7 protein-coding genes are annotated in these 7,121 nt (G+C 30.1%); 4 read left to right on the top strand and 3 right to left on the bottom strand.

Annotation, left to right across the window (positions count from 1 at the left end; genetic code table 11):
* The 4 genes from QM536_09015 to QM536_09000 all read left to right on the top strand — a co-directional run.
* Window positions 1–487 (top strand): hypothetical protein (locus QM536_09015; GenBank protein MDI9357147.1); only part of this gene is annotated, 487 nt, incomplete at its 5' end.
* Window positions 488–536: 49 nt separating this feature from the next.
* The gene (locus QM536_09010) at window positions 537–1,727 is read left to right on the top strand and encodes a Gfo/Idh/MocA family oxidoreductase (protein MDI9357146.1); all 1,191 of its coding nucleotides are present in this window, start codon (window positions 537–539) and stop codon (window positions 1,725–1,727) included.
* Between the two features lie 123 nt (window positions 1,728–1,850).
* Window positions 1,851–2,435, top strand: coding sequence for a lysophospholipid acyltransferase family protein (locus tag QM536_09005; protein MDI9357145.1), 585 nt, complete (start codon window positions 1,851–1,853; stop codon window positions 2,433–2,435).
* 74 nt (window positions 2,436–2,509) lie between these two features.
* Window positions 2,510–3,109, top strand: coding sequence for a phosphatase PAP2 family protein (locus QM536_09000; GenBank protein ID MDI9357144.1), 600 nt, complete (start codon window positions 2,510–2,512; stop codon window positions 3,107–3,109).
* 43 nt (window positions 3,110–3,152) lie between these two features.
* Here the strand turns inward: QM536_09000 and QM536_08995 are convergent, their stop codons facing one another.
* The 3 genes from QM536_08995 to QM536_08985 all read right to left on the bottom strand — a co-directional run.
* Entirely contained in the window at window positions 3,153–4,592 is a 1,440-nt protein-coding gene (locus QM536_08995; protein MDI9357143.1) for a hypothetical protein, read from the bottom strand.
* 9 nt (window positions 4,593–4,601) lie between these two features.
* A complete protein-coding gene (locus QM536_08990; protein ID MDI9357142.1) occupies window positions 4,602–6,455 on the bottom strand; it encodes a hypothetical protein in 1,854 nt (617 codons plus the stop codon).
* 106 nt (window positions 6,456–6,561) lie between these two features.
* On the bottom strand, window positions 6,562–7,121 hold a 560-nt coding region (locus tag QM536_08985), incomplete at its 5' end, for a sodium:solute symporter (GenBank protein ID MDI9357141.1).

Here is a 7,121-nt window from a genome sequence, read left to right as displayed (position 1 = left end):
AAATCTTAAAAATGCAGATGACACCATATCTCTTCGCCCTTTTATAGACCTTATAAAGTTTTCTATGGGATTACAAAAAAATAAAAAAAGACACTATTCGGGAAAAGAACCTGATAAACCCATTCTTTACCAACCATATTACATAGATAAAGAATCTCGAAATCAAGCGGTAAAAAGGCATTTTGAAGACCTGGTGAGAAATGAAATGGGAAATAAACCAATGGAATATGTTTTTCAGTATTTTGATGAGAAAATTATAGATCATAAGTATAAAAAAATAATACTTTTGGAAAGCACATTCAGACAATTACTCAATAATGTTCTCACAACTTATAAAAGCGAAGAAGGGATGAAACATCAAACAGTGGAAACCCTTACAGAAATGCTCATAACCAATGGCATAGTAAAAAAAGAAAACCATGGGAGAGGAAATATCTACAGTTTCGCCTTTTTGTATAAATATAGATTAGGATTAAAAGGGAATTAATTATTAATACAGAGTTACACATGTAAATACAATACAAGCTACAAAAAACATGAAAAGAATAGCAATGTTGGGTTCGGGATTTATAGGTCGTTTTTATGCAGATTCTCTGCAAGGATATAGAAATAAAGATAGAATAGTGAGTATATATTCTCGCAATTCTGAGAATGCAAAGAAATTTGCAAGTGATTATAGTGTGGAGCATTGGACTGTTGATATGGAAGAAAGTATCAGCAGAGAAGATGTAGATATTGTGTGCGTTGCCTTACCGAATGATTTACACGAAAAAGCGGTGATGCTTTGTTGTAAATATAAAAAAGCGGTGATGGTGACAAAGCCATTAGGGAGAAATGCTGAGGAAGCAAAGCGAATGCTTTTGGCAGTAGAGAGGACGGAGATTTTTAATGGTTACTTAGAAGATTTAGTATATACACCAAAGTTTTTGAAAGCCCATCAAAGTGTTAAAAATGGAGCATTAGGAAAAATACTATGGGCAAAATCGAGAGAAACACATCCAGGTCCTCATAGTGATTGGTTTTGGGATATAGAAAAAGCTGGTGGAGGATGTTTATTAGATCTCGGCTGCCATTGTGTAGAGATAACCCGAAGTTATATAGGCAAAGATATAAAACCATTAGAAGTAATGTGTTGGGCTGATACCCAAGTAAAACCCATAGAAGCAGAGGATCATGCTATTGGACTTATAAAATATCAAAATAAATCTATAGCACAGTTTGAGGTAAGCTGGACATTTAGAGGAGGATTAGACCTTCGAGATGAAGTGATGGGAACGGAAGGAACTATATGGGTAAATAGTTTTTTAAGAACGGGTTTTGAAATGTTTACTTCGGGCGAAGGGGGGAGTTACATAGCAGAAAAATCGGAAAAGAACTCGGGATGGCTCTTTCCTGTGGGAGACGAGCTGAATGAGTTGGGATATAATCACATGTTTATGGATATGCTTGATGCTTTGGAAAAAAATATTGCTCCCAAAGAAACTTTTTATGATGGTTATATAGTAAATGCAATTTTAGATGCGGCATATAAATCTTCTAAATCAAAACTTTGGGAACCCGTAAAGATAGATATATGGAGAGGGAAGAATTCTATAACCGAAGAGTCATTTTTGAAGGAATATGACAGTGAGCATTATTTAATAAAAGAGGAGGTGACTCATTTTGGAGTTAAAAAACTCATCTTGAAAAATAAATTTACGGGAAAAATAATAGAAAAAATATTATAAAGAATCTACAAGGGTATGCTTTCTTACTTCCGATTATTTCTTTGCACATTATGGACTATGTTTATGATAGTATCGTCCATTCTTTTCATGTGTTTACTTTTTGATAGGAAAATACCTGTAAAGATGGCAAGAGATATTTGGTCTCCTGTTATTTTATTTTTTTGTGGGTTACAAATAAAAGTAAAGGGAGGGACAGGTATTCAAAAAGATGTTCCTTATATTTTTATTTCTAACCATCATTCTTATTTAGATATACCTGTTTTATTTAGGTCTATACGTCATGATATCTACTTTGTTGCTAAAAAAGAATTAAAATGGTTTCCGTTTATTGGTTGGTATATGCAGGCAACAGGTATGATTTTTGTAGATAGGAACAATATAAAGAATTCTAAAAAAGATCTTTCTAAGGCGGCTATTCTCATTCAGAAAGGAAAAAGTATTTTTTTATTTCCTGAAGGTAAAAGAAGTAGAGATGCGAGCATAGGAGCATTTAAAAATGGTTCTTTTTTTCTCGCATCAGAAGCACAGGTTTCCATAGTGCCAATACATATAAAAGGAACGCACAGAGCATGGGGAGTAGATAGTTTTCAAATAACTCCTACCAAAGTAGAAGTCAATATAGGCGAGCCTTTTCACCCATCTAATGGAGATGTTATCACACTCAATGCGATTACATACAATAAAGTAATAGAACTTTCTTACCAATAAAAAAACAATTATTTTTTATGTTATTAAAAAAAAGAGTACAGAGATCTTTTCTTTTTTTTTGCAAGTTTGTTAGAATGTATAAAAGAGAGGCATTGCTTCTGTTTTTATTTTTTCTGTTGGGTTTTATTCCTTTTTTTTTGATAAACAAGGGTGATGAGATTATTTATATTAACCAAAAAAGAAATTACTTTTTAGATATATTTTTTCAATGCATCACATTTTTAGGAGAGTCATATACTTTTATTTTTGCAATAATATATTGTTTTTTCTTTCATAAAAAAAAATTTGTTTTATATTTTGCAGCAGGGGCTATTCATTTTGCTATTGTTCAAATAATGAAACGAATAATTTTTATAAACGAAGCACGCCCTACGGAATATCTAAAAGAAAAACTCTATTTAATAGATGGATATGAACATCATTCATGGGCATCATTTCCTTCAGGTCATACTGCATCGGCTTTTGCTTTCCTCATCATATTTATGTATGTAGAAAAAAAAAGACAATGGTGGGTTCCATTGTCTTGCATAGCTTTATTAGTAGGTTTTTCTAGAATGTATCTATTACAACATTTTTACAAAGATGTATATGCGGGAATGTGGATAGGAATGATTACTTCTCTAGGAGTAATTTTTTTTGATATTATCAGAAATGAGTATAATTATAGAAGTTGATTTTTTGAAAAAAGAGATTTCAATTTTTTTTAAAAAAAGAATCCTAATCTTCTGTATCTACTTCTAATGGTATGGGTAATCCAAAAAGATTATTTTGTTTTATTTTCTCTGCAATTATCGGGCTTACGTATTTTTCCCATTCTTCTTTTCCGGTTTTAATAAGCTCTATAACTGCATCGGAGTATACATTGAGGTGTTCTACTTGAACATATTGTATATCTACGATTTTTTTATTATCTATGAGATATTGATAAAAATGTGTTAGAGTTTCGTTAGGGATAAAAGTATGAGCGGTGTTTAGTTTTTCGGGGGTCTTTTTGTCTATGCTTGGATATATTAAGAGTTTTGAATTTCCTCCGAGGAGTTCTCCTAATGCTTCTATTATTCCTCCAGGTAGGTCTTTATAAAGTTTTTCATTAAAAATACGGACAAGATTATCATATCCCATAACGATTCCTATTTTTTTTCCTCTATTGTATTTTGATAGATATGCGACTAATTTGTAATACTCGGGATAGTAAGAAATGAGGACATTTTGCCCTATGGAACAGAGAAGTTGTACTCTATCTAAAAAATCATTTGTATCTATTTTTCCATCATTAGTAAGGTCTGTAAGCGTAAGTTCAGAAATAGCTAATATATTTTGATCTTGTTCAGATTCTGCTATGAGTTCTTCTTTAAATTGTGATAAGCTTCCTTTCATAATATCTTCATTTACTAATGTTATAGGACGAAATCTTCCTCTTGTCACAAGTATATGTTTTTTATAGAGTGTTTCAGATGGTTGCATTACTTTTCCATTAGAGCCGAACATTGCTACTGAGGTAAGACCTTCTTTTACCAATTTCAAACTATTCAGTCGGTTATCTACATGATGAAAATCAGGTCCTTCTATTTTAATCATATCTATTTCTAATCGTCCTTTTTGGATATTATCTACTAATGATATGATAAAATCATCGGGATTAGAATAGTGGAAACATGCGTAGATAAGATTTACACCTACGATTCCAATTATTTCTTGCTGCCAATGGCTTTCATTGTCATTTAATACTACGTGAATTATGCAGTCATTTGGTTTAGAATTGGGATGAAGTTGAAAACGAAGTCCTAACCAACCTTGTCCATTATTGGTTTTTTTGAAATTTATAACTTCTACAGTATTAGAGAAAGCAAAAAAAGTAGTTTTTTTTGCTCTAAAGGTTAATCTTTTTATGATAAGAGAGAATTCTTTATCTAACATCTGTTTCAGTCTTTCTTCGCTTACATACCTTTGGCAGGGACCATAAATAGCATCACTAAATGTCATATCATAAGCAGACATTGTTTTTGCAATAGTTCCTGATGCACCTCCTGCTCTAAAGAATTGATCTGATACTTGTTGCCCTGCACCTATTTCTGCAAACGTTCCGTATAATCTCTCATCTAAGTTTATTTTTAATGCTTTTTCCTTTGTAGTAAGCTTTCTAAAATTTGGATCCATATTTTTTTATTAGTTATTTATTTTTGTTAAATGTCCGTTTTTTATTTGCAAGAGAGTCACTTTTTGGTTATCTCTTTGATTATCAAAGAGATAACAATCTATAAGTTCTCCTTTCCATTCTTTTTCTTTTGTAATACCTTCTTGTATATTATTTCCGTATTTATAGAGCATTCTTCCAAAAATCATCATCGTTTCATATCCATAAGCAGCAGCAGGAGATGGAATAGTTCTGTATGTATTTATATATTCTGTTCTAAAGTTGAGATACTGTGGCTTTATTTCATCAATATAACCGTTGGATATAAATAATACTTTTAGCTTTTCTATCTGTTCTATATTTACTTGAGAGGATTCTAACCATTCTTCCCTTCCCACAATTGTTATGCTATCATATCTAATTGCTATTGCACTAATAAGGTGTGAAACTAATAATGGATTTGATGATGCTAAAAATATATGTCCTATACTATCCATTTTTATATTCCATACTTCTTCATACCATTCTAAACTATCGGTAAAGAATTTTTTTTTTCTATTTTTGATAATAGCTTTTGGATTTTTTTCTTTATGTTCTTTTGCTTCTTCTTCGGTTTTCGCTTCAATTACTATTTCTATTTTCTTTGTTAAATAGTTTGAAAAGAATTTTCCATTATTCGGATTTAATCCCATGGTATTGATAATATTAAAATTTTTAGTAAGAAGAATGTTTTTATAGGTATTTGCTACCAAAGAATCTTTTGAATTTTCTTCGTAAAAGATAAGAGCAGTTTTGGGTTTGTGCAAGTAGTCAGCAACATAATGAGCGGTTTTAATAGATTGAGTGACCCCACTGGATTTAATCAAGTAAGAATAAGGGTTTTGTGTTATTTCTGCGTTGGTAGATAATGGATTTACGAGTATTTTTTCTTTAGCTAAGGTATATTCTGAAACAATTTTATAATGTTCTAAATAGAGAGGACCTATTAATACATTGGATTTTTCTATATCATGTGTGGAAAGAATATTTTTAATGGGATTGTTGTCATTTGCTTTTTTTGTATCATAAAAATGGACTTGTATTTTTTTGTTTTCTTTTGCGAGTGTTTCTTTTGCTAATGAAATTCCGCAGTATAAGCTATATGCGACATTGTTTATAGAATGTGTTTCGTCTTCTAACCCATTAAAAAGAAAGGGTAATAGGACAGATATATGAAAGTTTTCTTTTTTTTTTAAATTATTTTCTTTCCTAAAAGAACTTTGGTTTTGTGCTACATTAAATTTTTTTTCGATTGAGATGCGCAAGGTGTCTTTTAAGTTTAGCTTTGCGTAGAGACCCTTGGCAATAAGAGTATCTTTGGGATATTCTTGGTATATTTTTTTGAGATTTTCTACATTTTCATTTATAAAATATTTCTTTTTTAATTTTTTTACATCTTCTTGTAATAAAGTATCTTGGATTCTTTCCAAAAAAGGAATTCCTAAAACGTATTGTTTATTTTCAAAATAAAAATAACCAAGCCAATAATATATTTCTTCTTTTTTGTCCCAAGAAGGAAATTGTTTGAGTATTTCAAAAAGATACTCTATGCTTTGGTATTTTTTTTGAATTTTATCAGTTCCCTTGTATTTTCTTTGAATTTGAAAAGAAGAAAGAGCAGAATAAAAATAACAATACGGAAGAATAACAGAATCTTGTTTGGGTATTTGGTTGTTATTTTCTTTTATTATTTTTTGAAAAATATCAAAAGATGCGGGATAGTTTTCAGAATCAAAGTATTTTTTCCCTAATGTATAGTTATGATTTTCTTGTGAAAATCCTTTGTGAAAACAACAAATATAAAAACAAAAAATGAATGTAAAAAGATTTTTTTTGAAGTATGTCATAAAATGATATTGTCAGTATGTAGTATAAAATGTAAAATAGTTTTTTTCTACTTATTTTAAAAATAGAGAACAAAAAATGATGTTTTGATAAAAAAAAAAAGGAAAATTATTTTTTTACTCTCAAGAAAAAATTTTGTATGATTTGAAAGAATAATGCAAAAAACAGCAGGGTAAGCACACCAATAACATTATACCAAAGATAGCCAAGAGTGGTGCATTTATAAAGAATAATGACAAGTATTTGAGAAAGTATAGCTGCATAAAAAATAGCGTTCTTTTGGACATATTTGAGAAAAAAACCTGCTAAAAATACTCCAAGTATAATCGAATAAAATAAAGAACCGAGTATATTGACAGCTTCTATAAGGTTTTCTAAAAAATTTCCAAAAAGTGCAAAAGTAATAGCCACACCTCCCCAAAATATAGTGGTTATTTTGGATGTTTTTATGTAAAAGATATCGTTTTTTTCTTCTTTTTGAAAGAATAATCTTTTTACAAAATCAATAGTAGTAGTAGTTCCTAATGCATTCAATTCAGAAGAGCTGGAGGACATAGCAGCACAAAATATCACCGCTATTAAAAGACCTATTATCCCGTGTGGAAGATAAGAGAGTATAAAACTTAAAAAAATATAATCTGAATCCTTAATATATTTTTCTTTTTCTA

Source organism: Chitinophagaceae bacterium (assembly GCA_030053935.1).
In the GTDB taxonomy this organism is placed as follows: domain Bacteria; phylum Bacteroidota; class Bacteroidia; order Cytophagales; family JASGCU01; genus JASGCU01.
Note: the sequence above shows the minus strand (reverse complement) of the source record. Positions and strands in the feature narration are given on the sequence as shown.

Coding starts and splice junctions, on each gene's coding strand:
- QM536_09005 (MDI9357145.1), top strand. CDS start 1,851: ATGGCAAGAGATATTTGGTCTCCTGTTATTTTATTTTTTTGTGGGTTA.
- QM536_09000 (MDI9357144.1), top strand. CDS start 2,510: ATGTATAAAAGAGAGGCATTGCTTCTGTTTTTATTTTTTCTGTTGGGT.
- QM536_08995 (MDI9357143.1), bottom strand. CDS start 4,592: ATGGATCCAAATTTTAGAAAGCTTACTACAAAGGAAAAAGCATTAAAA.
- QM536_09010 (MDI9357146.1), top strand. CDS start 537: ATGAAAAGAATAGCAATGTTGGGTTCGGGATTTATAGGTCGTTTTTAT.
- QM536_08990 (MDI9357142.1), bottom strand. CDS start 6,455: ATGACATACTTCAAAAAAAATCTTTTTACATTCATTTTTTGTTTTTAT.